Source organism: Nocardia terpenica, assembly GCF_013186535.1.
GTDB lineage: Bacteria > Actinomycetota > Actinomycetes > Mycobacteriales > Mycobacteriaceae > Nocardia > Nocardia terpenica.
The window spans coordinates 1,183,926-1,210,105 of sequence record NZ_JABMCZ010000003.1 but is presented as its reverse complement, the minus strand read 5'-3'; the positions used below and the strand labels follow the sequence as shown (position 1 = coordinate 1,210,105).

Below are 26,180 nucleotides of genomic sequence, written 5' to 3'. Positions count from 1 at the left end.
AACGAGGTGAGGGAGATCGAAGGTCGCGACGGCGGCCCCGGCTGGATCGCACGGCTGTGGGGCGCGTGTCGCGCACACCCTCGGCTGACCACGGGCGTGATCGCCACGGTGGTGGTCGGCGCGGTGGCCGAGGTGGTGGTGCCGCTGGCGGCCAAGCAGGCACTGGACAGCGCCCGGGCGGGCGATCTGCACGCCATCACGGGCATGGCCGCGATCCTGGCGCTGCTGGCGGTGGTGCGGTTCGCGACCTCCTACGGGCGGCGCTTCCTGGCGGGGCGGCTCGCCCTCGACATCCAGCACGAACTGCGCGTGAACCTGCTGACCGCGCTGCACCGCTACGACGGCCCCGGGCAGGACACATTGCGCACCGGCCAGGTGGTGTCGCGCTCGATCTCCGATCTGCAACTGGTGCAGGGCCTGCTGACGATGACGCCGCTGTCGGCCATGTCGCTGCTGCTGTTCGGCATGGCCGCGGTGGTGATGCTGGTGCTGTCGCCGCTGCTGGCGCTGGTCGCGCTGCTGACCGTGCCGACGCTGGCGCTGGTGGTGTACCGGACCCGGCCGCTGCTGCACGCGGCGACCTGGTCGGCGCAGCAGCGGGCCGCCGACCTCGCCCAGCACGTGGAGGAGACGGTCACCGGGGTGCGGGTGGTGAAGGGGTTCGGGCAGGAGGCCCGGATGGTCCACCTGCTGGAGGGGCACGGGCGGCGGCTGTACGCCGAGCGAATGCGGGCCGCGCGCATCGACTCTCGCTTCGCGCCGACGGTGGCCGCGATTCCGCAGATCGGCCTGGTGGCGGTGATCGGGCTCGGCGGCCTGCTGGCGCTGCACGGCGTGATCGGGATCGGCACCTTCCTCGCCTTCGCGGCGTATGTGACCATGCTGTCGTCGAGCACCCGGGTCGTGTCGAACCTGGTGGTGATGGCGCAGCTGACCCGCGCCGCCGCCGAGCGGGTGTTCCAGGTCATCAACGAGGCGCCCGAGACCATCGATCCGCCGCGCCCGCAGCCGCTGCCGGACGGACCGCTGGGGATCGAGATGCGTTCGGTCACCTTCGGATTCGACCCGGACCGGCCGGTGCTGCGGGACTTCGACCTGACGATGCGGCCGGGCGAGACGGTCGCGATCATCGGCCCCGCCGGATCCGGCAAATCCACGCTGGCCCTGCTGCTTCCGCGCCTGCACTCCCCCGACTCCGGGCGAATCCTGCTGCGCGGCACCGACTCCGAGGTGGACCTCGCCGACCTGCGGACCGCCGAGCTGCGCGCGGCGATCGGGGTCGTGTTCGACGAGCCGTTCCTGTTCTCCGACACCATCGCCGCCAATATCGCGCTCGGCCGTCCCGAGGCCACCGACGACGAGATCCGCACGGTCGCCAAGGCCGCCGCGGCCGACGAGTTCATCCGGGACCTGCCCGACGGATACGACACCGTCGTCGGCGAGCGCGGCCTGACCCTGTCCGGCGGGCAGCGCCAGCGCCTCGCCCTGGCCCGCGCGCTGCTCGCCGACCCGCGCATCCTGGTCCTCGACGACGCCACCTCCGCGGTCGACGCCGTCACCGAGGCCGCCATCTTCGACGCCCTCCCCGCGGGCGGCGCCCGCACCACGCTCATCCTGGCCCACCGCGAATCCACCCTCGCCCACGCCGACCGGGTGATCCGGCTGCCCGCACCGGAGACGACCGGCGCGGACGATCCCTGGCTCGGCGCCGACGGCCACCTCGACGATGCGGCGGACGACGCGAAAACCGTTGCCGCGCGGCAGGTGTCGGATGCCGAGGACCCGGATGTGCCGGAGGAGATCCGGCGGGAACTGAGGCGGCTGCCCGCGGCGGGCGAGGCGCCCGGGCTGGACGAGGTCGAGCTCGAGCGGCCGGAGCCGAACTTCCGGCTGGCGGGGATACTGCGGCCGGTGCGGTGGTTGCTGCTGGCGGTGGTGACGCTGCTGGCGGTGGACGCGGCCATCGGCGTGGGATTTCCGGCGCTGACCCGGTACGCGCTCGATCACGGTGTGGGCGAGGGTAATTCGCGGGCGCTGGCCGCGGCGGCGCTGGGCGGGCTGGTGCTCACGCTGCTCAGCTGGGTGGACGAGGCGCTCGGGACGCTGCTGTCGGCGCGTGGCGGCGAGCGGCTGCTGTACGGGCTGCGGGTGCGCAGCTACGCGCATCTGCAGCGGCTCGGGCTCGACTACTACGAGCGGGAACTGTCCGGCCGGATCATGACCCGGATGACCACCGACATCGACGCGCTGTCGACCTTCCTGCAGACGGGGCTCACCAGCGCGCTGATCAGCATCATCACCGCGGTCGGGATCGCGGTGGCGCTGCTGGTGATCAATGCCGGGCTGGCGTTGACGGTGCTGGCGACGCTGCCGCCGCTGATCGTGGCGACCATGGTGTTCCGGAAGGTGGCCGCGGCCGCGTATTCGGCCTCCCGCGAGCGAGTCGCCACCGTGAACGCCGACTTTCAGGAGAACGTGGCCGGGCTGCGCACCACCCAGGCGTACCGGCACGAGGAGCACGCGGCCCGGCGCTTCGCCGACTACTCCGACCGGTATCGCGTCGCCCGGATGCGGGCGCAGCGGGCGATCGCGCTGTTCTTCGCCTTCGTCATCGCGTGGGCGGACCTGGCGCAGGCGGCCGTGGTGTACGTCGGCGCCCGTGATGTTGCTCACGGTTCCACCACGGCGGGCACCCTGGTCGCGTTCGTGCTCTACCTGAGCCTGCTGTTCAGCCCGATCCTGCAGCTGTCGCAGGTCTTCGACGGATACCAGCAGGCCCGGGTGGGACTGCGGCGCATCGAGGCGCTGCTGCGCACCCCGTCCTCGATCGCCCCCGACCCGCCGGACGCCGCCGAGCTCGACCGGCTCCGCGGCGACGTGTCCTTCGATACCGTGCACTTCCGCTACCCGGACGCGAGAAAACCTGCGCTCGAGGACATTTCACTACACATCCCGCCCGGCGCCAGCCTCGCCCTGGTGGGCCCGACGGGCGCGGGGAAGTCGACGATTGTGAAGTTGCTCGCACGACTGTACGACCTGCCGCGAGACGAGGGATCCCGGCCGAAAGCACACCGGGAACATGATGATGCGATTCGGGTCGATGGTGTGGATGTGCGGGATTACCGGCTGGCGGACTATCGGGGGCGGCTGGGTGTGGTGCCGCAGGAGGCGCACCTGTCCAGCGGGGATGTCGCGGCCAATATCGCGTTCGGGAGGCCCGGTGCGTCCCGGGCGGAGATCGCGGGGGCCGCCGCGGCGGTCGGGGCGCTGGACATGATCGCCGGGCTGCCGCGGGGGATGCGGCAGCCGGTCGGTGAGGGTGGGCGCGGGCTGTCGGCGGGGCAGCGGCAGCTGATCGCGCTGGCCCGTGCCGAACTCGTCGACCCGGATCTGCTGCTGCTGGACGAGGCCACCGCCGTCCTGGATCCGGACAGCGAGGAGAAGGTGCTGGCGGCGAGCAGTGCCATGACCCGCGGCCGCAGCTCGGTCATCGTCGCGCATCGGCTGGCGACGGCGGCGCGCGCGGATCGGATCGCGGTGGTCGAGCACGGCCGCATCAGCGAAATCGGCTCGCACAGCGAATTGTTGGCTGCCGACGGCGCGTACGCGCGGCTGTGGCGAGCGGGACCGGGGGACTGTGGGCAGCACCACCTGGAAGCAAAGGAATATTCTCACTGATGGACGGGTCGTCACCTATGAGGCTGGGTCTGTCCGATGAGCCATGGCCGAGCTGGGGCGGGAGGTACGACGGCCCGCGGATGCCGCCCTGGGACATCGGGTCGGGGCTGGGCCTATCCTCAGAAGGGCGCATCGGCGCGCGTCATGCCGATAGCCGTGCCGAGCACGTCACAAACGTCGCAGCGCGAAGAACGAAATGAGGCGAACACCTGCTGTGAGCAGCTCAACATCCCAGTTCGGACAGAACCAGTGGCTCGTTGACGAGATGTACCAGAAGTACAAGCAAGACCCCTCGTCCGTCGATGAGAGCTGGCACGAGTTCCTGGCCGACTACACCCCGGAGACGCCGGGTGACACGGGTAACAGCACGGCCGCCCCGACCGTTTCTGCCGCGCCCGCGACCACCGCGCCGGCCCCGGCCCCGACCGCCCCCACCCGCACCGCCCCCGCCGCGCCCGCCCCGGCTCCGGCGCCCGTCGCCGCGCCGACCGCGCGGGCGACCGCCCCGGCGTCGGCCGCCGCCGCGCCGCCGCAGGCACGCACTCCGCAAACCACCCCCGCCCCGGCCTCCAACGCCGCGCCGACGACCGGCGCCCCGAAGGTCGAGCAGGCCCAGGACGAGGCCAAGATCCTGCGCGGGCCCGCCGCGGCGATCGTCAAGAACATGTCGACGTCGCTGACCATTCCGACCGCGACCAGCGTGCGCGCCATCCCGGCGAAGCTGATGATCGACAACCGGCTGGTCATCAACAACCACCTCGCCCGCACCCGCGGCGGCAAGATCTCCTTCACCCACCTGCTCGGCTACGCCATCGTGCAGGCGATCAAGTCGTTCCCGAACATGAACCGGCACTACGCCGAGATCGACGGCAAGCCGAACGCGGTCACCCCCGCGCACACCAACCTGGGCCTGGCCATCGACCTACCCGGGAAGAACGGCAGCCGCTCGCTGGCCGTCGCCGCCATCAAGCACTGCGAGAGCATGAGCTTCGCGCAGTTCCACAGCGCCTACGAGGACGTCGTCCGCCGCGCCCGCGACGGCAAGCTCACCACCGAGGACTTCGCCGGAGTCACCATCTCGCTGACCAACCCGGGCACCATCGGCACCAATCACTCGGTGCCGCGCCTGATGTCGGGCCAGGGCGCCATTATCGGCGCGGGCGCGATGGAGTACCCGGCCGAGTTCCAGGGCATGAGCGACAACCAGCTGGCCGAGATCGGCATCGGCAAGCTCATGACGCTGACCTCGACCTACGACCACCGCATCATCCAGGGCGCGGAGTCCGGCGACTTCCTGCGCACCATCCACCAGCTGCTGATCTCGGACGAGTTCTTCGACGAGATCTTCCACGGCATGGGTGTCCCCTACGAGCCGGTGCGCTGGCGCAAGGACATCAAGGAGCGCGGCGTCGACAAGAGCGTCCGCGTGCAGGAGCTCATCGCCGCCTACCGCAACCGCGGCCACCTGATGGCCGACACCGATCCGCTGCGGCTGGTCAAGGACAAGTTCCGCAGCCACCCGGATCTCGATGTCACCCAGCACGGCCTGACGCTGTGGGACCTGGACCGCGAGTTCAACGTCGCGGGCTTCCACGGCAAGGAGCGCATGAAGCTGCGCGACGTGCTGTCGATCCTGCGCGACGCGTACTGCCGCCACATCGGCGTGGAGTACACCCACATTCTGGATCCCCAGCAGCTGCAGTGGATTCAGGAGCGGGTCGAGCAGAAGCACGAGAAGGCGACCGTCGCGCAGCAGAAGTACGTGCTGTCGCGGCTGAACGCGGCCGAGGCGTTCGAGACCTTCCTGCAGACCAAGTACGTTGGGCAGAAGCGCTTCTCGCTGGAGGGCGCCGAGTCGGTCATCCCGATGATGGACGCCGTCATCGACCAGTGCGCCGAGCACGCCCTCGACGAGGTCGTCATCGGCATGCCGCACCGCGGTCGGCTGAACGTGCTGGCCAATATCGTCGGCAAGCCGTACTCGCAGATCTTCACCGAGTTCGAGGGCAACATGAACCCGGCCGCCACGCACGGCTCGGGCGACGTGAAGTACCACCTCGGCGCGCACGGCACCTACATCCAGATGTTCGGCGACAACGACATCGAGGTGTCGCTGACCGCCAACCCCTCGCACCTGGAGGCCGTCGACCCGGTGCTGGAGGGCCTGGTCCGCGCCAAGCAGGACCTGCTCACCAAGGAGGACCTGGTCACCAAGGGCGAGGAGGCGCGCACCTTCTCCGTCGTGCCGCTGATGCTGCACGGTGACGCGGCCTTCGCCGGTCAGGGCGTGGTGGCCGAGACGCTGAACATGTCCGGCCTGCGCGGCTACCGCGTGGGCGGCACGGTGCACATCGTGGTGAACAACCAGATCGGCTTCACCACCGCGCCGGAGAACAGCCGCTCCACCGAGTACTCCACCGACATCGCGAAGTTCATCGGGGCCCCGATCTTCCACGTCAACGGGGACGACCCGGAGGCGTGCGCGTGGGTGGCCCGCCTGGCGGTCGACTACCGCCAGCGGTTCCACCGCGACGTCGTGATCGACCTGATCTGCTACCGGCGTCGCGGCCACAACGAGGGCGACGACCCCTCGATGACCCAGCCGTACATGTACGACGTCATCGACACCAAGCGCAGCGTCCGCAAGGCGTACACCGAGTCCCTGATCGGCCGCGGCGACATCTCGATGAAAGAGGCCGAGGACGCCCTGCGCGACTACCAGGGTCAGCTGGAGCGCGTCTTCAACGAGGTCCGCGAGCTGGAGAAGTACCCGCCGGAGCCGAGCGAGTCGATCGAGGACGAGCAGACGGTGGGCGGCACGGTCGTCACCGCCGTCGACAAGTCGGTGCTGCAGCGCATCGGCGACGCGTTCGTCAACGTGCCCGAGGGCTTCACCGTGCATCCGCGCGTCAAGCCGGTGCTGGAGCGCCGCCGCGAGATGGCCTACGAGGGCAAGGTCGACTGGGCCTTCGCCGAGCTGATGGCCTTCGGCACGCTGATCGACGAGGGCCGCGCGGTGCGCCTGACCGGTCAGGACTCCCGCCGCGGCACCTTCACCCAGCGGCACTCGGTGATCATCGACCGCAAGTCCGGCGCGGAGTACACGCCGCTGCACAACATCGGCAGTGCCAACCCGGGCTGGTTCGCCGTGCACGACTCGGCGCTGAGCGAATACGCCGCCGTCGGCTTCGAATACGGCTACTCGCTGGGCAATCCGGACGCACTCGTGCTGTGGGAGGCGCAGTTCGGCGACTTCGTCAACGGCGCGCAGTCGATCATCGACGAGTTCATCTCCTCGGGTGAGGCCAAGTGGGGCCAGCTGTCGGAGGTCGTGCTGCTGCTGCCGCACGGTCACGAGGGCCAGGGCCCGGACCACACCTCCGGCCGCATCGAGCGGTTCCTGCAGCTGTGCGCGGAGGGTTCGATGACGGTGGCGGTTCCGTCCACCCCGTCGAACTACTTCCACCTGCTGCGCCGGCACGTGCTCGACGGCATCCGCCGCCCGCTCATCGTCTTCACCCCGAAGTCGATGCTGCGCAACAAGGCCGTGGTCTCCAATATCGAGGACTTCACCGACAACAAGTTCCGGTCGGTGCTCGAGGAGCCGATGTACGAGAGCGGCGACGGCGACCGCTCCAAGGTCAAGCGGGTCCTGCTGACCAGCGGCAAGCTGTACTACGACCTGGCCGCGGAGAAGGAGAAGAAGGGCCGCGACGACGTCGCCATCGTGCGCATCGAGCAGCTCTACCCGATCCCGACCTACCGCCTCAACGAGAAGCTGGCCACCTACCCGAACGCCACCGACATCGCGTGGGTGCAGGAAGAACCGGCCAACCAGGGCGCGTGGCCGTTCTTCGGCCTGAACCTGCCCGACTTCCTGCCGGAGCGGTTCAGCAAGCTGCGCCGGATCTCGCGCCGCGCCATGTCGGCCCCGTCCTCGGGTTCGACCAAGGTGCACGCGGTCGAGCAGGCCGAGATCGTCCAGGAGGCGTTCAGCCCGACCGCCTGAAATATGGCGTAACCCCTGCCACCGAGCCGGGTCGAATCCGCTCCCCGCGAGCGATTCGGCCCGGCTCGGTCGTTTTCCGATCTTGCCGCCACGCCCTTCCGCGTCGTATATTCGGCATGGAATATTTGTTGCGGAAGATGTCGCTGGCCCGCGTAGCGTGGGCCGGGCGAGCGGGAAGGGAGTGGCCGACCGATGGTCAAGCAGGTGGAACTGACGCCATTGGCAATCTCGGTGCTAGCCCTGCTGGACGAGCGGCCGATGCATCCGTACGAGATGTACCAGTTGCTGCTGAGCCGCCGGGAGGACTACCTGGTCAAGATCCGGCCCGGGTCGCTGTATCACACCGTGGCCAAGCTCGCCGAGCAGGGACTCGCGCAGGCCGAGGGCACCGACCGGTCCGGCAACCGGCCCGAACGCACCATCTACCGCAGCACCGAGGCCGGAACCGCCGCGCTGCGCGCCCGCATCGCCGCGATCATCCGCCGCCCCGTGCGCGAATATCCCCTGTTCCCGCTGGCCATGTCCGAGGCGCACAACCTGCCCGCGGACGAGGTCGTCACCCTGCTGCACGAGCGCATCGGGTTGCTGGACAACGAGATCGCCGAGATCGACGTCGTGCACGCCTGGCTCGTCGGCAACACCGTGCCGCGGCGCTACTGGATGGTCATCGAGTACCTCGCGGGCCAGATCCGGGCGGAGGTGTCCTGGCTGCGCGGCGTCGTCGCCGATCTGCGCGACGGCACCCTGCCCTGGGAACAGTTCGCTCCCGACGGCACCCGAATCGGCGCCAGCACAGGCGAACTCGGCGCCGACTGGGGCGCCGCGCTGCCCGCCGATATCGCCATCGATCCCCGGCTGTCCCCACCGGCCGCGAGTTCCGACAGGAAGTAGAACCATGCCCACACAACGCAATCCGTGGCTGGCGCTGTACGCGCTGGTCGTCGGCTTCTTCATGATCCTGCTGGATATGACGATCGTCGCGGTGGCCAATCCGGCGATCATGGCCGATCTGCACACCGACATCACCAAGGTCATCTGGGTGACCAGCGCCTACCTGCTCACCTACGCGGTGCCGCTGCTGGTCGCCGGGCGGCTCGGAGATCGCTTCGGCCCCAAGAACATCTACCTGGGCGGCCTGGCCGTCTTCACCCTCGCCTCGCTGTGGTGTGCGATGTCGACCAGTATCGAGATGCTGATCGCGGCGCGTGCGGTGCAGGGCCTGGGGGCGGCGCTGATGACGCCGCAGACCATGGCGGTCATCACCCGCACCTTCCCGCCGGACCGGCGCGGCGCGGCCATGGGCCTGTGGGGCGGTGTCGCGGGCCTGGCCACCCTCGTCGGGCCGATCCTGGGCGGCGTGCTGGTCGACTGGCGGGGCTGGAACTGGATCTTCTACATCAACGTGCCGATCGGCGTCGTCGCGTTCGTGCTGGCGGTCTGGCTGGTGCCGTCGCTGCCGACGCATTCGCACCGGTTCGACGTGGTCGGGGTGGCGCTGTCGGCGGTGGGCATGTTCGGGCTGGTGTTCGGCATCCAGGAGGGCAATACCCGCGACTGGGACGGCCGGATCTGGGCGATGATCATCGCCGGTCTGGTGGTGCTGGGGCTGTTCGTGGTGAATCAGGCCCGCAATACCGCCGAGCCGCTGGTGCCGCTGAGCCTGTTCCGCGACCGCAACTTCTCGCTGTCCAGCCTGGCCATCGCGGCCATGGGCGCGGCGACGGCCTCGCTGATGGTGCCCGCCTACTTCTATCTGCAAGCGGTGCGGGACTTCTCGCCCACCAAGTCGGCGCTGGTGTTCGCGCCGATGGCCATCGTCACCGGCATCGCGGCGCCGGTGGTCGGCAAGATCTCCGACCGGATGCCACCGCGCGTCATTCCGACGATCGGTTTCGCGCTGTTCGCGGCGTCGATCTTCTGGATTCTCACGCAGATGACGCCGGACGGCTCGATCGCGCTGTTCATTACCGCCGGTGCGCTGGCCGGTTTCGCCAATTCCGGGATCTGGGCGCCGCTGGCATCCACGGCCACCCGCAACCTCCCGGTATCGCAGGCCGGGGCGGGGGCCGGTGTGTACAACACCATGCGCCAGATCGGCTCGGTGCTCGGTAGCGCCGCGATCAGCGCCCTCATCTCGGCCCGCATGGCGGCGCAGGGCCTGGGCGGCACCAAGGTGTCCGAGGGCGGCGCGGGCATGCACCACATCCCCGCATTCGTCCTGGACAAGTTCAGCACGGCCCTGAGCCAGTCGATGTTCCTCCCGGCCGCGGTCCTGCTGATCGGCGTAGTGGCATGCGCCTTGTTCGTGGGCCCGCGCAAAAAGGCCGCCACCGACAAGGCCCCAGCCCCCACGCCGGTCCCGGCCGACATCGGCCACTGAGTGGCCCCTTGATCCCGGCCAAAAGCGTGCCGGGATCAAGGGAATGCCCTCAAGCCATCCCGGCGCGCTTCCACTCCTGCCCCCGGCGCGCTCCTGCTCTAGCTCCCAGCGCGCTCCTGCTCTTATCCCCGGCGTGCTTCTACTCTTGCTCCCGACGTGCTTCTGCTCTTGCTCCCGGCACGCTTCCACTCTTGCTCCCGGCACGCTTCCACTCTTGCTCCCGGCACGCTTCCACTCTTGCTCCCGGCGCGCTTCCACTCTTGCTCCCGGCGCGCTTCCACTCTTGCTCCCGTCGTGCTTTTGGCCGGGAACGTCAGCCGACGTGGAGGGTGATCGTCGGGTAACCCGATGCGCCGTCGGGGATTACGTCGGCTACGGTGGCGGTTTGGGGTTGGCCGGTGCCGTCGGTGGCGCGGGCGCGGAGGGTGTGCTGGCCGGTGGGGGCGTCCCAGTCGAAGGCCCACTGGCGCCAGGTGTCGAAGGAGGGCTCGGCGGCCAGGCGGGTGGGTTGCCAAGGGCCGCCGTCGATCTGGACCTCCACGGCCCGGATGCCGCGGTGCTGGGCCCAGGAGACGCCCGCGACGGTGATCCGCCCGGCGGCGACCTTGGCACCGTCGTGTGGGGTGTCGATGCGGGTACCGGTCTTGATCGGGCCGCGGGCCGACCAGCCGCGGCGGGTCCAATACGCCTGGGCGCGATCGAATCTGGTGATCTCGATATCGGTCACCCACTTGGTCGCCGAGACGTAGCCGTACAGGCCGGGCACCACCAGCCGGGCCGGGTACCCGTGCTCGACGGGCAGCGGCTCGCCGTTCATGCCGATGGCCAGCATGGCGTCCCGCCCGTCCATGACCGTGGCCAGCGGGCTGCCCGCGGTGAAGCCGTCCACGCTGCGGGACAGCACCATATCGGCATCCGGATGCGGACCGGCCGCGGCCAGCAGTTCGTCGAGCCGATACCCCAGCCAGCGGGCATTACCGACGAGATCGCCGCCGACCGGATTGGATACGCACGTCAGCGTCACCAGCCGCTCCACGGCCTGCCGCTGCGCGAGATCGGCGTAGTTCAGCCGGATTTCGCGATCGACCATGCCGTGAATGCGCAGCGACCAGGTATCCGCACTGACCTGCGGCACGATCAGCGCGGTATCGATCCGGTAGAAATCGCTGTTGGCGGTGAGGTACGGGGTGAGCCCGGGCAGCCGGAGATCCGCGGCCGGATCGATCGGCGGCAGCGAGTTGACGGGCCGCGGCAGTTTCACGCTGGCCCGCTCGGCCGACACGCTGTGCACCATCGCACCGAGCACCCGTCCCGCCAAACCCGTTGCCGCCGCGACAATTCCGACCCCGACAATGCCCCGGATCGCCGCCCGCCGATCCAACTCCCCGCCCGTGGCCCGCTCCGCGGACGCGGTCGGCACCGACGAGCCCTCTCCCGCCACCCGCCCGATCAACCAGCGCAGCGCGGCAATCGCCAGTCCCACACCGAGAATCGACGGAACGGCCCAGGTCCACGAGGCGCCGGGCCGGTTCACCGCCGCGACGACCGAGACCACGCCGAGCAGGGCGAACAGGGCGGAGCCGAGCGGGCGCCGCGCCCGCTCCACGGTCCCGGCGAACCAGGCGATCGCCACCGCGGCCGCGCCCATGAGGACGAACAGCACCAGCTTGTCATTGGTGCCGAAGACGCCGATCGCCCATTCCCGCACGCGGTCCGGGGTCCGGTCCACCACCGTGCCGCCGAGCGCCCCCAGCGGCGAACTGCCCGACCCGATCGGCACCGAGACCAGTTCCGCCACGCCGAGCGCCAGCCCGGCCGATACCAGGCCGCACCACGCCCGCAGTCCCGATCCGGTCATGTCGCGAGCGTAACCCCGATGGCCAGCGCCAAGACCACTCCGAGAGAGCCGATCGGGGTGCCGTCACGGATTCGTCAGAAAACGGGCATCCGGGGTTCGTCGACGGCTCATGCTGTGACAGCGGGCACGTTGCGGTTCCACCGAAACTCCCCAGCCCTTTCTCAGTATTCGCGCGCTTAATTGAGGTCAGGTGTTCTGACCTACCGAGGACGTGATGACCCGTGTATCCCAATCAGCAGAACTGGCCTGGACAACCATCGGGACCGTACCGCCCGACCGGCGGCGGCCGCCCGCCCCGGCACGGCCTGAGCTTCGGCGTGGTCGCCGCGATCGTGATCGCCCTGGCCGTGACCATCGGCCTGGTGACCGCCCGGCTCGGCGTGAACGGCCCGGCCGCCACGGCACCGTTCGCGCAGCGCGGCAATGTGGCGCAACCCGTCGCCTCGCAGTCGATGCCCGCCGACCTCACCGCCGCCGCCAAGAAGGTGGTGCCGGGCATCGCGCTGATCAACACGCAGCAGCAATTACAGGGCCTGGAGGGCGCGGGCACGGGCATCGTGCTCACGTCCTCCGGTGACGTGCTCACCAACAACCATGTCGTGGAGGGCGCCACCAAGATCGCGGTCACCGATGTGGGCAACGGCAAGACCTATTCGGCCTCCGTGCTCGGCTACGACCGCCGCGACGATCTCGCCGTGATCCACCTCAACGGCGCCTCCGGGCTGACGACCGCGCCGCTCGGCGATTCGGGCAAGGTGGCGGTCGGCGACGCGATCGTCGGCGTCGGCAATGCCGGGGGCACGGGCACCCCGACCGCCGCGGCCGGGCGGGTGACCGCGCTGAACCGCTCCATCTCCGCCAGCGACTCGGCCTCGGGCAGCTCCGAGCAGCTGACCGGGCTCATCCAGGTCGCCGCGAACATCCAGCCCGGCGATTCCGGCGGGCCGCTGGTGAACGACGCCGGTCAGGTGGTCGGCATGGATACCGCCGCGTCCCAGGGCTTCCGGTTCGGCACCGGCGGCGGCCAGGGCTTCGCCATTCCGATCGGCACGGCGCAGACGATCGCCAAGCAGATCCAGTCGGGCACGGCCTCCGACCGCGTGCACATCGGTCCCTCCGCCTTCCTCGGCGTCACGGTCAGCGATACCAACGGATCCGGCGCGCTGGTCCGCGATGTCGTCGGCGGCGGCCCGGCCGAACAGCTCGGCCTGGCGCCCGGCGACACGATCCTCGGCGTGGACAATTCCTCGGTGGATTCGGCCACCACGCTGACCAACACCATGGACCAGCACCACCCGGGCGACACGGTCACCGTGACCTGGGCCGACCAGTCGGGGCAGAGCCAGTCCGATCAGGTGCGGCTGGCGCAGGGGCCGGTGGGCTAGGGGAGTCGTCGGTCCGCGCGGACCAGGGCTCGTACGTCCGTGGCCGATTCGCAGACGAAGGCGCGGACGGCCAGGGCGGAGCAGCGGGCTCGGTCGAGGTTGCGGACGGCGGCCTTGGTGGCGGCGACGGCCGGTGGGGCGACGCTGAGTTCGGTGACTCCCATGCCCAGCAGCAGCGGGATCGCCAGCGGATCGGCGGCGAGTTCGCCGCAGACCGCGACCGGCGTGGCGCCCGCGCCCCGGCAGACCAGGTCGATCAGGCGGAGCACACCCGGATCCAGCGGGTCGGCCAGCGCGGCGACGGTGTCGTTGCCGCGCTCCACGGCCGCCGCGTACTGGGTCAGATCGTTGGTGCCGATGCTGAAGAAGTCGACGTGTTCGGCGAGGACCGTGGTCTTGGCCGCGGCGGCGGGAACCTCCACCATGATGCCCACATCCAGCGAAACCCCGTGCGGTAGCACCTCTTCCAGCATGCCGCGGGCCGCGCGCACCTCGTCCACGGTGGTGACCATCGGGAACATGACGCTCACCGGGTGATCGGCGGCGACCCGGACGATCGCGCGCAGCTGGTCGCGCAGCAGCTCGGGGTATGCCAGGGCGAGTCGCAGACCGCGCAGTCCCAGAAAGGGATTGGCCTCCCGCGGCTGCGCGATGTACGGCAGCGGTTTGTCGCCGCCGACGTCGAGGGTGCGCAGCACGATGCGGCGGCCGCCGAACGCCTCGGCGAGCTGCCGGTACGTCTGCTCCTGCTCGTCCACCGAGGGCGCGTGTTCCCGTCCCAGGAACAGGAATTCGGTGCGGACCAGGCCGGACAGGTCGGCGCCGGCGCGCACGGCCGCGGTCGCGTCGGCGAGGCTGCCCACATTGGCCGCCACCGGGACGATGCCGCCGTCCATGGTCACCGCCGGTTCGTGGGCGGCCGCCGCGGCGGCCCGGCCGCGTTCGCGCTGTTCGGCTGCGCGCGTGGTGAATTCGGCGAGGACGGCCGGGTCCGGATCGATGGCGAGCCGTCCCGTCGCCCCGTCCAGGGCCACGGTGGCGCCCTCGGCAATGTCGAGCACCGCCGGGCCCGCGCCGACCACCGCGGGAATGCCGCGGGTGCGGGCCAGGATCGCGCTGTGCGCGGTCGGGCTGCCCTGGGCCAGCACGATTCCGGCGACGACGGCCGGGTCCAGATTCGCCGCCTGCGCCGGGGTCAGGTCGGCGGCGACGAGAATGCCGGAGCCATCGATGGTTTCGGCGTCGACGCCGAGCAATGCGGCCAGTACCTGATCGCGCACCGCCCGCACATCGGCGGCCCGGGCGCGCTGGTATTCATCGGGCAGCCGCTCCAATGCCGTTGCGGCGGCGCTCCATTCGTGTGCCCAGGCGGTTGCACCGGCCTGCCCGTCGGCGATTCGCCGCCGGACGGCCTCCCGCAGATCCTCGTCGTCGAGCAGCAGCAGATGCGCCTGGAAGATCTCGGCCTCGGCGACCCCTCCCGCACCGCCCACTCGGGTACTCGACTCCCGAATCGCTTTCCGCGCCAGGGCTATAGCACCGTCGAGGCGCTCTTGCTCCTCCCCCGGTGAGCCCGCAGGGTGCTCGGGTAGTTCGAATTCGGCCGCATGCAGGTGGCGTGCCGGGCCTATTGCTATGCCTGTGGAGGCGGGGAATGGCCCACTTCGCGATGCCGCGACACTCGTGATTCCGGCGTGCTTTTGGCCGGAATCCTCGGTGAGATCCCGGCCGAAAGCATGCCGGGAACTCGAGTCGGCTACGTCGAGACGGTCGGCGGTCTCCCCCACCCCGGCCTCGTCGAATTCCCGAGCCGCCAGTGCCAGCACGCGGTCTACCGCGGTCGATGCGTCGGGACCCGTTGCGGTGATGTCGACTTCGTGTCCGGCCAGGATTCCGAGGGCGGCGATTCGGCTGAGGCTGCGGCCGGAGACGGGGGCGGAGTCGGTGGTGCGGTTTCGCATCCGGACCTCGGCGTCGAGGCCGCGCAGTTCCGCTACCAGGCGGGCGGCCGGGCGGGCGTGCAGGCCGTGCGGGTTCGTCACCACGAAGTGGGCGGCGATTCGATCCCCACTGCTCTCGGGAGGCGGCTCGGCGGCCCGCTCCTGTTCCCCGCCGAGTTGAGTTCGCTTGCCGAGCAAGGCATTTTCCGCCTCGGCGGCGGCCTCGCCCAGATCCGCGCCTCCGGCGGCGGAGACGGCCGCGGCGATCAACCCCTCGATGATCGGCGCGGCGGACAGCCGGACCTCGTGCGGGGAATCCATCAGCTCCAGGGCCAGTTCGGCGGACAGCACGGCGCTGCCGAGGTCCATGAGCACGAGCACCCCGTCCCCCGTATCGGCCGCACCGATCGCCTCCGCCACCGCGACCGCATCGGTCCCGAAGGTGTGCTCGTCCAGCCCGGCCGCGACCTCGATCCGCACCTGCGGCCCGTGCACCATCTCGGCGGCCAGGGTGACGGCCGCCCGTGCCAATGAATGACTGTGGGAGACAACGACAATGCCGATCATGGGCGCTCCCGCTGGTCGATCCGAGGCCGAGATTCCGGCCGAAAGCACGCCGGAAGACAAGGAGCCGGTGCGCGGACGCGGGGCTCATGCGAGGGCCTGGCGGGCCGCACGGACCAGCAGTACGGAGCTCGTCGCGCCCGGGTCCTGGTGGCCGATGCTGCGCTCGCCCAGGAAGGCGGCGCGGCCCTTGCGGGCCTGCAGGGGGATGGTGGCGTCGCGGCCCGCCTCGGCGGCGGCGAGGGCGGCGGTCAGGGCCGCGGGGAGATCGGTTCCGGCGGCGAGGCTTTCGTCGAGTGCGGTGGCGGCGGGGGCCAGGGCGTCGAACATGGTCTTGTCGCCGGGCTCGGCCTTGCCGCGGGCCACAACGCCGTCCAGGCCCGCGCGGAAGCCCTTCGCGAAGACCGCCGCGTCCAGTTCGCCCGCACCGACCGCCGCGGCGAAACGGAGGAAGAAGGTGCCGTAGAGCGGGCCGCTGGCCCCGCCCACCGACCGGATCAGCGTCATACCGGCCTGTTTCAGCGTCTCGGCGGGGGCGGACTCGTCGAGGGCGGCGACGACCGCCGCGGTGCCGCGGCGCATATTGCTGCCGTGGTCGGCGTCGCCGATCGCGGAGTCGAGTTCGGTGAGGGCGGCGGCGTTCGCGTCGATCAGGGCGGCGAATTCGCGCAGCCAGCGGACGGGATCGAGGGTTGTCATCTCACACTCCCCAGCGCAGGGCCGGTGTGCGCACCGGCGCGTCCCACAGGTTCAGCAGGTCGTCGTCGACCCTGGTCAATGTCACCGAGCAGCCCGCCATCTCGAGCGAGGTGATGTACGGGCCGACCAGCGAGCGGGCCACCTCGATGCCGTGCCCGCGCAGAATCCGGGCCACCTCGTTGTACATCACGTACAGCTCCAGCAGCGGCGTGCCGCCCATGCCGTTGACGAAGCAGATCACGCTGTCGCCCCGAGCGAAGGGCAGATCCGACAGGATGGGCTCCGACAGCATCTCGGCGACCTCGCGGGCGGGCGCGAGCGGAACGCGCCGCCGCCCCGGCTCGCCGTGGATGCCGATGCCGAGCTCCATCTCCGACTCGCCAAGTTCGAAGGTGGGCTTCCCGGCGGCGGGCACCGTGCACGAGGTGAGCGCCACGCCCATGCTGCGCGAGCGCTCGTTCACCAACCGGGCCACCTCGGCCACCGCGGCGAGCGGCCGCCCCTGCTCGGCCGCGGCCCCCGCGATCTTCTCGACGAGGACGGTGGCGCCCACGCCGCGCCGCCCGGCGGTGTACAGGCTGTCCTGCACCGCCACATCGTCGTTCACCACCACGGCGGCGACCTCGGGCCCGCCCTCGGCGGCGGCCAGCTCGGCGGCCATCTCGAAATTCATCACGTCGCCGGAGTAGTTCTTGACCAGGTGCAGCACCCCCGCGCCCGCGTCGACGGCGGTGGTCGCGGCCAGGATCTGATCCGGCACCGGCGAGGTGAAAACCTCACCGGCACAGGCGGCGTCGAGCATCCCGAGCCCCACGAACCCGCCGTGCAGCGGCTCGTGCCCGGACCCGCCGCCCGACACCAGGCCCACCTTGCCGGGCACCGGCGCGTCGGCGCGCAGCACGAGCCGGTTCGGCACGTCGACCCGTAGCTCCGGATGCGCACCGGCCATCCCGGCCAGCGCCTCGCCCACCACGTCGGCCGGATCGTTGATCAGCTTCTTCATCGAAAACTCCTGCCGGGCAGCCGCGTCGCCCGCTACCCACGTTGATTTCGAATTACATTCGATAATGTCGAATAATGTTCGTAGAATACGCACGTGTTGCATAGGTCACAAGACCCGGGCGGAAATCCGGCCGGGACACGGGAGGACGCGTGATCCAGTCCGTCGACCGGGCCGTCCGGATCCTGTTCGCGCTGCAGGGCGCGCGCCGCCTGACGCTGTCGGAGCTGGCGGCCGAGCTGGGGTTGCCGCCGACCACCGTGCACGGCATCGTCCGCACGCTGGCCGTGCACGGGGTGGTGGTGCAGGAGCACGGCGGCGGGCGCTATCAGCTGGGCCCGGCGGTGCTGCGGCTGGGCAACGTGTACCTGGACACCCTGGAGCTGCGATCCCGGGCACTGACCTGGGCACACGAGCTGGCCCGCCGCACCGGGCTGGCGGTACGGGTCGGCGTGCTGTTCGGCGACGACGTGGTGATCATCCACCACGAGCCGCGGCCCGACGGAAGTCGGCAGATGCCGGAGGTGGGCATCGAGATCCCCGCGCACGCAAGCGCTTTGGGGAAGGCGATGCTGGCGTTTGTTCCCGGCCAAAAGCATGCCGGGAACAGCGGGGGTAACGAGGCCGGGAACAGCGGGGGAAGCGACGCCAGGAACAGCGGGGGAAGCGACGCCAGGAACAGCGGGGGAAGCGACGCCAGGAACAGCGGGGGAAGCGACGCCAGGAACAGCGGGGGAAGCGACGCCAGGAACAGCGGGGGAAGCGACGCCAGGAACAGCGGGGGAAGCGGGGAGGGCCTGCGCAGTATGACCGGTGAGACCATTACGTCTCGGGAGGCGCTGGCCGAACATCTCACCGCGGTAGGCGAATCCGGACTCGCCACCGAGCGTGACGAGGCCGTCCTGGGTGAATCCTGTATTGCCGGAGCGATTTTCGATCGGACGGGGGCCGTGGTGGGGGCGGTCGGCGTGGTTCTGCCTACCGCCGACTGGCCCGCACCGGATGCCACCGTCGATGCGGTTCGCACTGCGGCCCGCACGATTTCGCGCGAGCTGGGCTCGCCCCGCTGGCCCGTCCCACCCGACCGACCATGATCCCGGCACCCGACCGACCATGATCCCGGCACGCTTTTGGCCGGGATCATGGCACGCTTTTGGCCGGAATCTCACCCCCTCAGCTGTAAATAGCCTCCACGTCCGCCGCGTAGTTCTTCATCACCACATTGCGCTTGAGCGACAGCTTCGGGGTCAGTTCGCCGCTGTCCTGGGTCCAGTCGACCGGGAGGATGCGGACCTTCTTGATGGACTCGGCGTGCGAGACCAGCTTGTTGGTCTCCGCGACCGCGGCGTCGATCTCGGCCACCAGGTCGGGCAGCTCGATCAGCTTTTCGACGGGCAGGTCGGCCGGGAGGTCGTGGCGCTCCTTCCAGGCGGGCAGCGCCTCCGGGTCGAGGGTGACCAGCGCGGCGATGAACGGCTTGCCGTCGCCGACCACCATGACCTGGCTGATCAGCGGGTACGCCCGCAGCGAGTCCTCGAGCACGGCCGGGGAGACGTTCTTGCCGCCCGCGGTGACGATGATCTCCTTCTTGCGCCCGGTGATGGTGATGAAGCCCTCGTCGTCGAGCGCGCCCAGGTCGCCGGTCTTGAACCAGCCGTCGACGAAGGCGTCCTCGGACGCCGTGGGATTCTTCCAGTACCCGGCGAAGACGACCCCGCCGCGCAACAGCAACTCACCGTCGTCGGCGATCTTGACCGCGTGCCCGGGCAGCGGCTGCCCGACCGATCCGATCTTGATGTGCGAGGGCGTGTTCACCGAGATGGCGGCCGTGGACTCGGTGAGACCGTAGCCCTCGTAGATGGTGACGCCCGCGCCGCGGAAGAAGTGCCCCAGCCGCGCGCCCAGCGGACCGCCGCCGGAGACCGCCGACAGGCACCGCCCACCCATCGCGTCGCGCAGCCGCCCGTACACCAGCCGGTCGAACAGCGCGTGCTGCACCCGCAGCAGCAGCCCCGCGCCCCCGGCCTGCACCGCCTCGCTGTAGGAGACGGCGACATCGGCGGCGTAGTCGAAGATCCGGCCCTTGCCGTCGTCGTGCGCCTTCTGCTTGGCGGCGTTGAACACCTTCTCGAACACCCGCGGCACCGACAGGATGAAATCGGGCTTGTACCGGCCGAACTGCTCGACCAGCGTGGACCAGTCGGCGGTGTGCGCCACGGTCACGCCCGCATCGAAGGCGGCCAGCGCCACCGCGCGGGCGAACACGTGCGCCAGCGGCAAAAACAGCAGCGACCGGTGGCCGGGCTTGAGGAACTGCGGCATGGCCGACCGGCAGGCCGCCGACTCGGCGTAGAGATTGGAATGCGAGAGCATGACGCCCTTGGGCCGACCGGTGGTGCCCGAGGTGTAGATGAGCGTCGCGGGCGAGGAGACCTTCACCTGCGCGCGCCGGTCGTGCACGACCTGATCGTCGAGTTCGGCGCCGCGCCGGATCAGCGCGTCGACCGCGCCGTCGGCCAGCACCAGGGTCTCCGACAGCTCGGGCAACCCGCCCTCGATCTCGGCAATGGTGGCACGGTGTTTCGCGTTCTCGACGACGAGCAGCCGGGTCGCGGAATCCTCCAGGATCCAGCGGGCCTGCTCGGCGGAGGAGCTGTCGTAGATGGCCACGGTGCAGCCGCCCGCGGCCCAGATGGCGAAGTCGAGGACCACCCACTCGTACTGGGTGGCGGCCAGGATGCCCACGCGATCGCCGAGCTGGATACCGGCGGCGATCAGGCCCTTGGCCACGTCGGTGACGGCTCTCGCGAACTCGACAGCCGTGACGTCGAGCCAACCACCCTTGCCGTCCGGCTTGTTGAACACCACCAGGCCGGGCGTGCGCTCGGCATGCCGGAAGGCGCCGTCGGACATGTTGGCGTCCGCGGGAATGGTGTAGGTAGCCGGGACTTCGAACTCTCGCATCGCTGCCCTTCCACGTGGTCTACTCGCCAGTAATCTACGCCAGCCACGGCGGCAACCTCCGTTCGACCGCCCGGTTGGCCGGCGAGGGTGGGCGCACACCCGCCGCCGATTCCCCGCAACCTATCGTATGGTCCGCGTTTGCGCTGGTTGGAGGGCTGCGGCGAGGAAGTCCGCCAGCTCGCGCACAGCCGCCGCGGCGGGTGCGACCAACCCCGCCTGCAACTGGGCGACATGCCAGAGCCCGTGCGTCACCGAGAAGCGCGTCGGGACCTGCGCCGCGCGCAGCGCCGCGACCAGCCGGGTGCACTGGTCGTGGAGCAGTTCGTCCGCGTCGACCTGCACGTATGTCGGCGGCAGGCCGCGCAGGTCGCCCAGCAGCGGCGCGTAGCCGGGGTCCAGGCCGTCGCCGTCGCCGAGGTAGGCGGCGGCGCAGGCGCGCGACCACGGCCTGCTGATCACCAGATCCCGCGCCCGGCCCGGGATTTCGTTCGGATCGGCCCAGGGCGCGATCAAACCCAGTGCGGCGGGCCGGATTCCGTGCCGGTCGCGCAGCCGCTCGGCCAGCGCGAGCGACAGCCCGCCGCCCGCCGAATCGCCGGATACCGCAATCGTTTCCGGTGCCAGCCCGGTGGCGACCAGCTCCAGGAACGCCGCCTCGGCGTCGTCGAGGGCGGCGGGGAACGGGTGCTCGGGGGCGAGCCGGTAGTCCGGGACGTAGACCGGGCGGCCGAGCGCGCGGGCCAGCAGGCCGGTCAGCGCGCGGTGCGTGCCGGGCGAGCACACCGTGTACCCGCCGCCGTGCAGATACAGCACCGCACCGGGATCGGCGGCATTCGCGGCGCTCACCCGCTCGGCCGGGCGCCCGCCCAGCCGCATTCGCCGCACCCGGGCGTCCCGGGGCGCCAGCTGGGCGACCGCGGCGGCCTCCAGCAGCGCGCGCTGCGCCTGCCACGACAGCCGGTGGTGCATGGTGTAGCGGAAGATCGGATGCAGGATCAGCCGCGCGACCGGCAGCGGCACGGAAATGGCAGCCATGACGGGTCTTTCGCGATCAGGGGAACAGGCGGCGGTTCACCACGAGCGCGAGGCGCTGGTAGTAGGAGGCGGTGGTGCGGACGAACAGGTCCAGCGCCTTGGCCTCCCAGCCGATCAGCACCCGGCCGTGGCCCTTGCGCACGCCCTCGGTGATGGTCTGCGCGGCCATCTCCGGCGAGTGCATCGCGAGCTGCCGGTCGAAGAACGAGGCCAGCTTGGCGGCGTCGAGTCCCTCGGCGTAGGTGGCGTTGCGGGCGACCGCGGTCTTGATCCCGCCGGGGTGCACGCAGGTGACCTTGACCGGATGCTTGCGGGCCAGCATCTCCTGGCGCAGCGACTCGGTGAAACCACGCACCGCGAACTTGGCCGCGTTGTAGGCGCTCTGCCCCGGCACCGCGATGAGCCCGAACAGGCTCGACACATTGACCACGTGTCCGGAACCGGATTCGATCAGATGCGGCAGGAACGCCTTGGTGCCGTTGACGACTCCCCAGAAGTCGACATCCATGATGCGCTCGATGTCCTTGAACTGGGAGTCGATCACCTCGCCGTGGAAGGCGATTCCGGCGTTGTTGTAGATCTGGTGCACGACGCCGAAGTGCTTGCGGACCGCGTCGGCGTACAGCAGCACCGCCTCCCGCTCGGCCACGTCGAGCCGGTCGGATTTGACGTCGGCGCCCAATGCCGTACAGCGCCGGACGGTTTCGGCCAGCCCCTCGGTATCGACATCGGACAGTGCGAGTTTCGCGCCCCGGCGGGCCAGATTCTCCGCCAGGGCCCGGCCGATGCCGGACCCCGCGCCGGTGATCACGCAGACTTTTCCGGTGAAGTAAGCATCGTTGCTCACTGTGCTCCCACCACTTTCAGATCGGGCCGGGCCTCGGCGCCATGGGTTGCCGCGGTCGTGTCGTACGCCGCGAGGTCGAAGGATTCGAGCATCCTACGGAAGCGGAAGGTGAAATCCGGCCAGAGCGTGGTGTTGTTGCCGTGCTTGTCCAGATACCAGCTGGCGCAGCCGCCGGTACTCCACACCGTGCCGGTCAGCTTGCGCTGCAGGTCGCGGTTGAACGCGTCCTGGGCGTCGCGTCGCACCTCGACCGTGCGCAGTCCGCGCGCGCTCATGGTGGCGATCGCGTCGGCGATGTAGGCGATCTGCGATTCGATCATGTACACCATCGAGGTGTGGCCCAGGCCCACGTTCGGGCCGAGCAGGAAGAACATATTGGGGTAGTTGGCGACGGCGGTGCCCTTGTAGCCCTGCTGCCCCGACTCGTCGAAAACCTCGGCGAGCGTGCGGCCGTCGCGCCCGGTGATCGCGTCGAACACCGGCGAGTCGGTGACGTGGAATCCGGTGGCGACCACGATGGCGTCCACCTCGCGCTCCACGCCGTCGGCGGCGACGATCGACTGCGCCCGGATCTCCCGGATGCCGTCGGTGACGACGTCGACATTGTCGCGGCCGAGCGCCGGGTAGTAGTCGTTGGAGATGAGCATGCGCTTGCAGCCGATGCGGAAGTTCGGCGTGACCTTGCGGCGCAGCTCCGGATCGCGCACCTCGTACCGCAGCTTGGCGCGCGCGACCGCCTCCAGCGCCAGCATGGCGGGCGGGAACTTGGCCAGGCCCACCACCTGGGTCTCGCGGACCGCGTAGATGGCGGCGCGCGAAAGGCGTTGCATGCCGGGCAGATACTTGAACGCGAGCCGTTCGGGCAGGGTGTAGGGCCGGTCCAGGCGCGGCAGCAGCCACGGCGCGGTGCGCTGGTAGACGTCCAGGTGGGCGACCGCGGGCGCGATGGACGGCACGATCTGGATGGCCGAGGCGCCGGTGCCGATCACCGCGATCCGCTTGCCGGTCAGGTCGGCGTCGTGGTCCCAGCGCGCGGAGTGGAAGATCTCGCCCCGGAAGTCGTTGATGCCCTTGATATCCGGCAGATTCGGCTCGCACAGCGCGCCGACCGCGGACACCAGCACGTCGGCGGTGAACGCCCCCCTGGTGGTCCGCACCTCCCATCGCGCGTCCCGCGCGTTCCAGCGGGCGTCGGTCATATCGCAGTCGAACAGGTGCTTGTCGCGCACCCGGTAGCGATCGGCGACATCCTGGATGTAGCGCTGGATTTCGGGCTGCCGGGAGAACGACCGCGACCAGTTCGGGTTCGGCGCAAAGGAATACGAGTACAGCTGGGACGGCACATCGCAGGCCGCGCCCGGGTAGGTGTTGTCGCGCCAGGTGCCGCCGACGTCACCGCCGCGCTCGAGCACCAGGAAGTCGTCCCGGCCGTCCCGGCGGAGCCGGATGGCCAGGCCCAGCCCGGAGAATCCGCTGCCGACGATCAGGATGTGCACGTGACGGGCGGACGGGTCGCCGACGGCTTTGTCTGTAACCTTGCGACTCATATATCCGAGCCTAGAGATCTACTGAACACGAGTCAACAATATTGACTCGTGTTCAGTAGGCTGGATGCCGTGGGTGGTGAACGGACCGGCGGCAACGCCAAGCGGGTGCGGCTGAGCCCGGCCGAACGCCGGGAGCAACTCATCACGCTCGGCGCCCGGATGCTGCGCGAACGCGCCCTCGAGGACATCTCCGTCGGCGAGATCGCCGCCCGGGCCGGTATCTCGCGGGGCCTGCTGTTCCACTACTTCACCAGCAAGCAGGACTTTCAGCTGGCCATCGTGCGGCACGCCAACGCCGAGCTGCTGGCGCGGACCATGCCCGATCGCAGCCTGTCGCTGCCGGACATGCTGCGCGACGCGGTCGACCGCTACGTCCGCTACGTCAGCGACAACCGCACCTCCTACCTGGCCCTGCTGCGCGGCCCGGCCAGCACCCGCCCGGAGCTGGTGACCCTGGTGGACGCGACCCGCTACGCCATCGTCGACCGCATCCTCGCCGAGGCCCCCGTGTCGCCGGACGATCCGGACCGGCCGCGGCTGCGCCTGGCGGTGCGCGGCTGGATCGCCTTCGCCGAGGAGACGACCCTGAGCTGGCTGCGCGAGGAGACCATCACCCGCGACCAGCTCATCGGCCTGCTCGTCGAATCGCTGCCCGCGCTGGCCCGCAACCCGCTGCTGTCCGCCGCACTGCACGCCGGGGATCAGGCCCGGTACTCGTAGCCGGAGCGGTCACCCGCCCGGAACAGGGTGGCGCTCGCGGTGACGACGGCCGCCACCAGGATCATGACGCCCGAAACCAGCAGTGCCACATCGAGTCCGCGGTGGAATGCGGCGTAGGTGGCGGTGATGACCTGGTTCACGATCGGGCCGTAGGCGGCCGCGGCGGCGGGATCGCCGCCGGCGGGCACGTTCCCGGTCTCGATGGCGCCGATGACGACGGACTGGAAGTTGGCCGGAATCTGCAGCTGGTTCAGCCGATCCACCAGATCGGAGTTGAGGAACGAGTTGACCAGCCCGCCGAGCGCGGCCACCCCGACCACCGCGCCGACCTGGCGCATGGTGTTGGTCGCGGCGGCGGCCATGCCGGAATGTGCGGCGGGCACCCCGGTCAGCACGGCGGAGGTCAGCGGCACCACGGCGATGCCGAACCCGAGCCCGGCGACGGTCAGCGACAGCGCCAGCGGCGCGAAATCCACGGTGACGCCCAGGAATTGGCGGGTCAGCAGGATACCGGCCGCGCCGATCAGGCAGCCGGTGATCATCGGGGTGCGCGAGCCGCGCACCGCCACCCAGCCGCCGGAGAACAGCGAGCCCACGATGATCGCGGCGGCCATCGGCGCGAAGACCGCGGCGGTGCGCCAGCCCGAATAGTTCACCACCTCTTGCAGATACAGCGCGGTGAAGAAGAAGATCGAGAAGATGCCGAAGTAGACGGCGAACGCCACGATCAGCGCGCTGCGCACCATCGGCCTTCGCAGATAACGGAAGTCGAACATCGGATTGACCGCGCGCATCTCGGCGACGACGAAGCCGAGGAAGGCCACGCCGCCGATCACGAACAGCGTCACCACCGACGTCGCGCCGTAGCCGACGTCCTCCCCGGAGATGCCCGCGTAGATCACGCAGCCGAGAAACGTTGCGCCGAGCACGAATCCGGGCAGGTCGACGGGTCCGGGCTGCGGGTCGGCGCTCTCGGGCACGTACCGCAGCGCGGCGGCCAGCACCACCGCGCCGACCGCGAGGTTGAACCAGAACACCGAGCGCCAGCCGAACGCGCCCACCAGCAGGCCGCCGATCACCGGGCCCAGCGCCAGCGCCAGACCCGAGACGGCCGCCCAGGCGCCCAGCGCCCGCGCACGCAGGCCGCGGTCGGGGAAGATGTGCCGGATCACCGACAGCGTGCCCGGTTCGGAGGCGGCGGCGCCCAGACCCATCACCCCGCGCCCGGCGATGAGCAGCGAGACGCTCGACGCCAGAGCCGAGAACACCGATCCCGCACAGAAAATGACCAACCCGCCGACCATCACCTTCTTGCGGCCCCAGCGGTCGCCGAGCGATCCGGCGGTCAGCATCAGGCTCGCGAACACCAGGGTGTAGGCGTTGACCACCCACTGCAGCGACACCACCCCGGCGTGGATGTCGGACTGGATATTGCCGAGGGTGACGCTGACGATGGTGGTGTCCAGGAAGGTCACGAACAGGACCGCGGTGACCGTGGCGAGCGCGATCTTCGGCCGCGCCGCAGCGGATTTCGGCGCGCTGGATGTCGTCATG

At 70.2% G+C, this 26,180-nt stretch carries 16 protein-coding genes; 7 read left to right on the top strand and 9 right to left on the bottom strand.

Translation table 11 applies throughout. From position 1 onward, the window contains the following. Positions 1-6 precede the first annotated feature (6 nt). From HPY32_RS27190 to HPY32_RS27175, 4 genes are all read left to right on the top strand, one after another. The gene (locus tag HPY32_RS27190) at positions 7-3,678 is read left to right on the top strand and encodes an ABC transporter ATP-binding protein (RefSeq protein ID WP_067576994.1); all 3,672 of its coding nucleotides are present in this window, start codon (positions 7-9) and stop codon (positions 3,676-3,678) included. A gap of 196 nt (positions 3,679-3,874) precedes the next feature. Then, the gene (locus HPY32_RS27185; protein WP_171983070.1) at positions 3,875-7,687 is read left to right on the top strand and encodes a multifunctional oxoglutarate decarboxylase/oxoglutarate dehydrogenase thiamine pyrophosphate-binding subunit/dihydrolipoyllysine-residue succinyltransferase subunit; all 3,813 of its coding nucleotides are present in this window, start codon (positions 3,875-3,877) and stop codon (positions 7,685-7,687) included. Positions 7,688-7,879: 192 nt separating this feature from the next. Then, the gene (locus HPY32_RS27180) at positions 7,880-8,578 is read left to right on the top strand and encodes a PadR family transcriptional regulator (RefSeq protein WP_067576990.1); all 699 of its coding nucleotides are present in this window, start codon (positions 7,880-7,882) and stop codon (positions 8,576-8,578) included. 4 nt (positions 8,579-8,582) lie between these two features. Then, positions 8,583-10,067 (top strand): DHA2 family efflux MFS transporter permease subunit, encoded by a 1,485-nt coding sequence (locus HPY32_RS27175; protein ID WP_067576988.1) that lies wholly within the window; start codon positions 8,583-8,585, stop codon positions 10,065-10,067. Positions 10,068-10,380: 313 nt separating this feature from the next. Here HPY32_RS27175 and HPY32_RS27170 read toward each other — a convergent pair whose 3' ends face one another. Beyond that, on the bottom strand, positions 10,381-11,925 hold the full coding sequence (locus HPY32_RS27170; protein ID WP_067576986.1) for a molybdopterin-dependent oxidoreductase: 1,545 nt from the start codon (positions 11,923-11,925) through the stop codon (positions 10,381-10,383). Positions 11,926-12,146: 221 nt separating this feature from the next. Here HPY32_RS27170 and HPY32_RS27165 point away from each other — a divergent pair, with 221 nt between their 5' ends. Beyond that, complete coding sequence (locus tag HPY32_RS27165; protein ID WP_231951254.1) at positions 12,147-13,310, top strand: S1C family serine protease; 1,164 nt, start codon at positions 12,147-12,149, stop codon at positions 13,308-13,310. On the opposite strand, the gene ptsP is transcribed toward HPY32_RS27165, so the two are convergent. The 3 genes from ptsP to dhaK form a co-directional block, all read right to left on the bottom strand. Continuing rightward, the gene (gene ptsP, locus HPY32_RS27160) at positions 13,307-15,817 is read right to left on the bottom strand and encodes a phosphoenolpyruvate--protein phosphotransferase (RefSeq protein WP_067576984.1); all 2,511 of its coding nucleotides are present in this window, start codon (positions 15,815-15,817) and stop codon (positions 13,307-13,309) included. The genes HPY32_RS27165 and ptsP overlap by 4 nt on opposite strands. Before the next feature lie 84 nt (positions 15,818-15,901). Continuing rightward, complete coding sequence (dhaL, locus tag HPY32_RS27155; RefSeq protein WP_067576982.1) at positions 15,902-16,513, bottom strand: dihydroxyacetone kinase subunit DhaL; 612 nt, start codon at positions 16,511-16,513, stop codon at positions 15,902-15,904. 1 nt (position 16,514) lies between these two features. Next, complete coding sequence (dhaK, locus tag HPY32_RS27150) at positions 16,515-17,516, bottom strand: dihydroxyacetone kinase subunit DhaK (protein ID WP_067576980.1); 1,002 nt, start codon at positions 17,514-17,516, stop codon at positions 16,515-16,517. Between the two features lie 149 nt (positions 17,517-17,665). On the opposite strand from dhaK, the gene HPY32_RS46260 reads away from it, so the two are divergent. After that, positions 17,666-18,607, top strand: a complete 942-nt coding sequence (locus tag HPY32_RS46260) for an IclR family transcriptional regulator (protein WP_309247548.1) — start codon at positions 17,666-17,668, stop codon at positions 18,605-18,607. A gap of 79 nt (positions 18,608-18,686) precedes the next feature. Here HPY32_RS46260 and HPY32_RS27140 read toward each other — a convergent pair whose 3' ends face one another. The 4 genes from HPY32_RS27140 to HPY32_RS27125 all read right to left on the bottom strand — a co-directional run bounded on the left by HPY32_RS27140 (position 18,687) and on the right by HPY32_RS27125 (position 23,906). Then, positions 18,687-20,477, bottom strand: a complete 1,791-nt coding sequence (locus HPY32_RS27140; protein WP_067576976.1) for an AMP-dependent synthetase/ligase — start codon at positions 20,475-20,477, stop codon at positions 18,687-18,689. Between the two features lie 120 nt (positions 20,478-20,597). Then, positions 20,598-21,512, bottom strand: a complete 915-nt coding sequence (locus HPY32_RS27135) for an alpha/beta hydrolase (RefSeq protein ID WP_067576974.1) — start codon at positions 21,510-21,512, stop codon at positions 20,598-20,600. Positions 21,513-21,528: 16 nt separating this feature from the next. Then, on the bottom strand, positions 21,529-22,359 hold the full coding sequence (locus HPY32_RS27130; protein WP_067576972.1) for an SDR family NAD(P)-dependent oxidoreductase: 831 nt from the start codon (positions 22,357-22,359) through the stop codon (positions 21,529-21,531). Continuing rightward, positions 22,356-23,906, bottom strand: a complete 1,551-nt coding sequence (locus tag HPY32_RS27125; RefSeq protein WP_067576971.1) for a flavin-containing monooxygenase — start codon at positions 23,904-23,906, stop codon at positions 22,356-22,358. The genes HPY32_RS27130 and HPY32_RS27125 overlap by 4 nt, the downstream gene beginning before the upstream one ends. A gap of 69 nt (positions 23,907-23,975) precedes the next feature. On the opposite strand from HPY32_RS27125, the gene HPY32_RS27120 reads away from it, so the two are divergent. After that, complete coding sequence (locus HPY32_RS27120; RefSeq protein WP_067576969.1) at positions 23,976-24,626, top strand: TetR/AcrR family transcriptional regulator; 651 nt, start codon at positions 23,976-23,978, stop codon at positions 24,624-24,626. Here the strand turns inward: HPY32_RS27120 and HPY32_RS27115 are convergent. Further along, on the bottom strand, positions 24,608-26,179 hold the full coding sequence (locus tag HPY32_RS27115) for an MFS transporter (RefSeq protein ID WP_067576967.1): 1,572 nt from the start codon (positions 26,177-26,179) through the stop codon (positions 24,608-24,610). The two genes, HPY32_RS27120 and HPY32_RS27115, sit on opposite strands and share 19 nt — an antisense overlap. Position 26,180: the final 1 nt, after the last annotated feature.

What these genes read in the sequence shown, in the direction of transcription:
- HPY32_RS27185 (WP_171983070.1), top strand. Translation starts at nt 3,875, where the DNA reads ATGAGGCGAACACCTGCTGTGAGCAGCTCAACATCCCAGTTCGGACAG.
- HPY32_RS27180 (WP_067576990.1), top strand. Translation starts at nt 7,880, where the DNA reads ATGGTCAAGCAGGTGGAACTGACGCCATTGGCAATCTCGGTGCTAGCC.
- HPY32_RS27175 (WP_067576988.1), top strand. Translation starts at nt 8,583, where the DNA reads ATGCCCACACAACGCAATCCGTGGCTGGCGCTGTACGCGCTGGTCGTC.
- HPY32_RS27170 (WP_067576986.1), bottom strand. Translation starts at nt 11,925, where the DNA reads ATGACCGGATCGGGACTGCGGGCGTGGTGCGGCCTGGTATCGGCCGGG.
- ptsP (WP_067576984.1), bottom strand. Translation starts at nt 15,817, where the DNA reads ATGATCGGCATTGTCGTTGTCTCCCACAGTCATTCATTGGCACGGGCG.
- dhaL (WP_067576982.1), bottom strand. Translation starts at nt 16,513, where the DNA reads ATGACAACCCTCGATCCCGTCCGCTGGCTGCGCGAATTCGCCGCCCTG.
- dhaK (WP_067576980.1), bottom strand. Translation starts at nt 17,516, where the DNA reads ATGAAGAAGCTGATCAACGATCCGGCCGACGTGGTGGGCGAGGCGCTG.
- HPY32_RS27140 (WP_067576976.1), bottom strand. Translation starts at nt 20,477, where the DNA reads ATGCGAGAGTTCGAAGTCCCGGCTACCTACACCATTCCCGCGGACGCC.
- HPY32_RS27135 (WP_067576974.1), bottom strand. Translation starts at nt 21,512, where the DNA reads ATGGCTGCCATTTCCGTGCCGCTGCCGGTCGCGCGGCTGATCCTGCAT.
- HPY32_RS27125 (WP_067576971.1), bottom strand. Translation starts at nt 23,906, where the DNA reads ATGAGTCGCAAGGTTACAGACAAAGCCGTCGGCGACCCGTCCGCCCGT.
- HPY32_RS27115 (WP_067576967.1), bottom strand. Translation starts at nt 26,179, where the DNA reads ATGACGACATCCAGCGCGCCGAAATCCGCTGCGGCGCGGCCGAAGATC.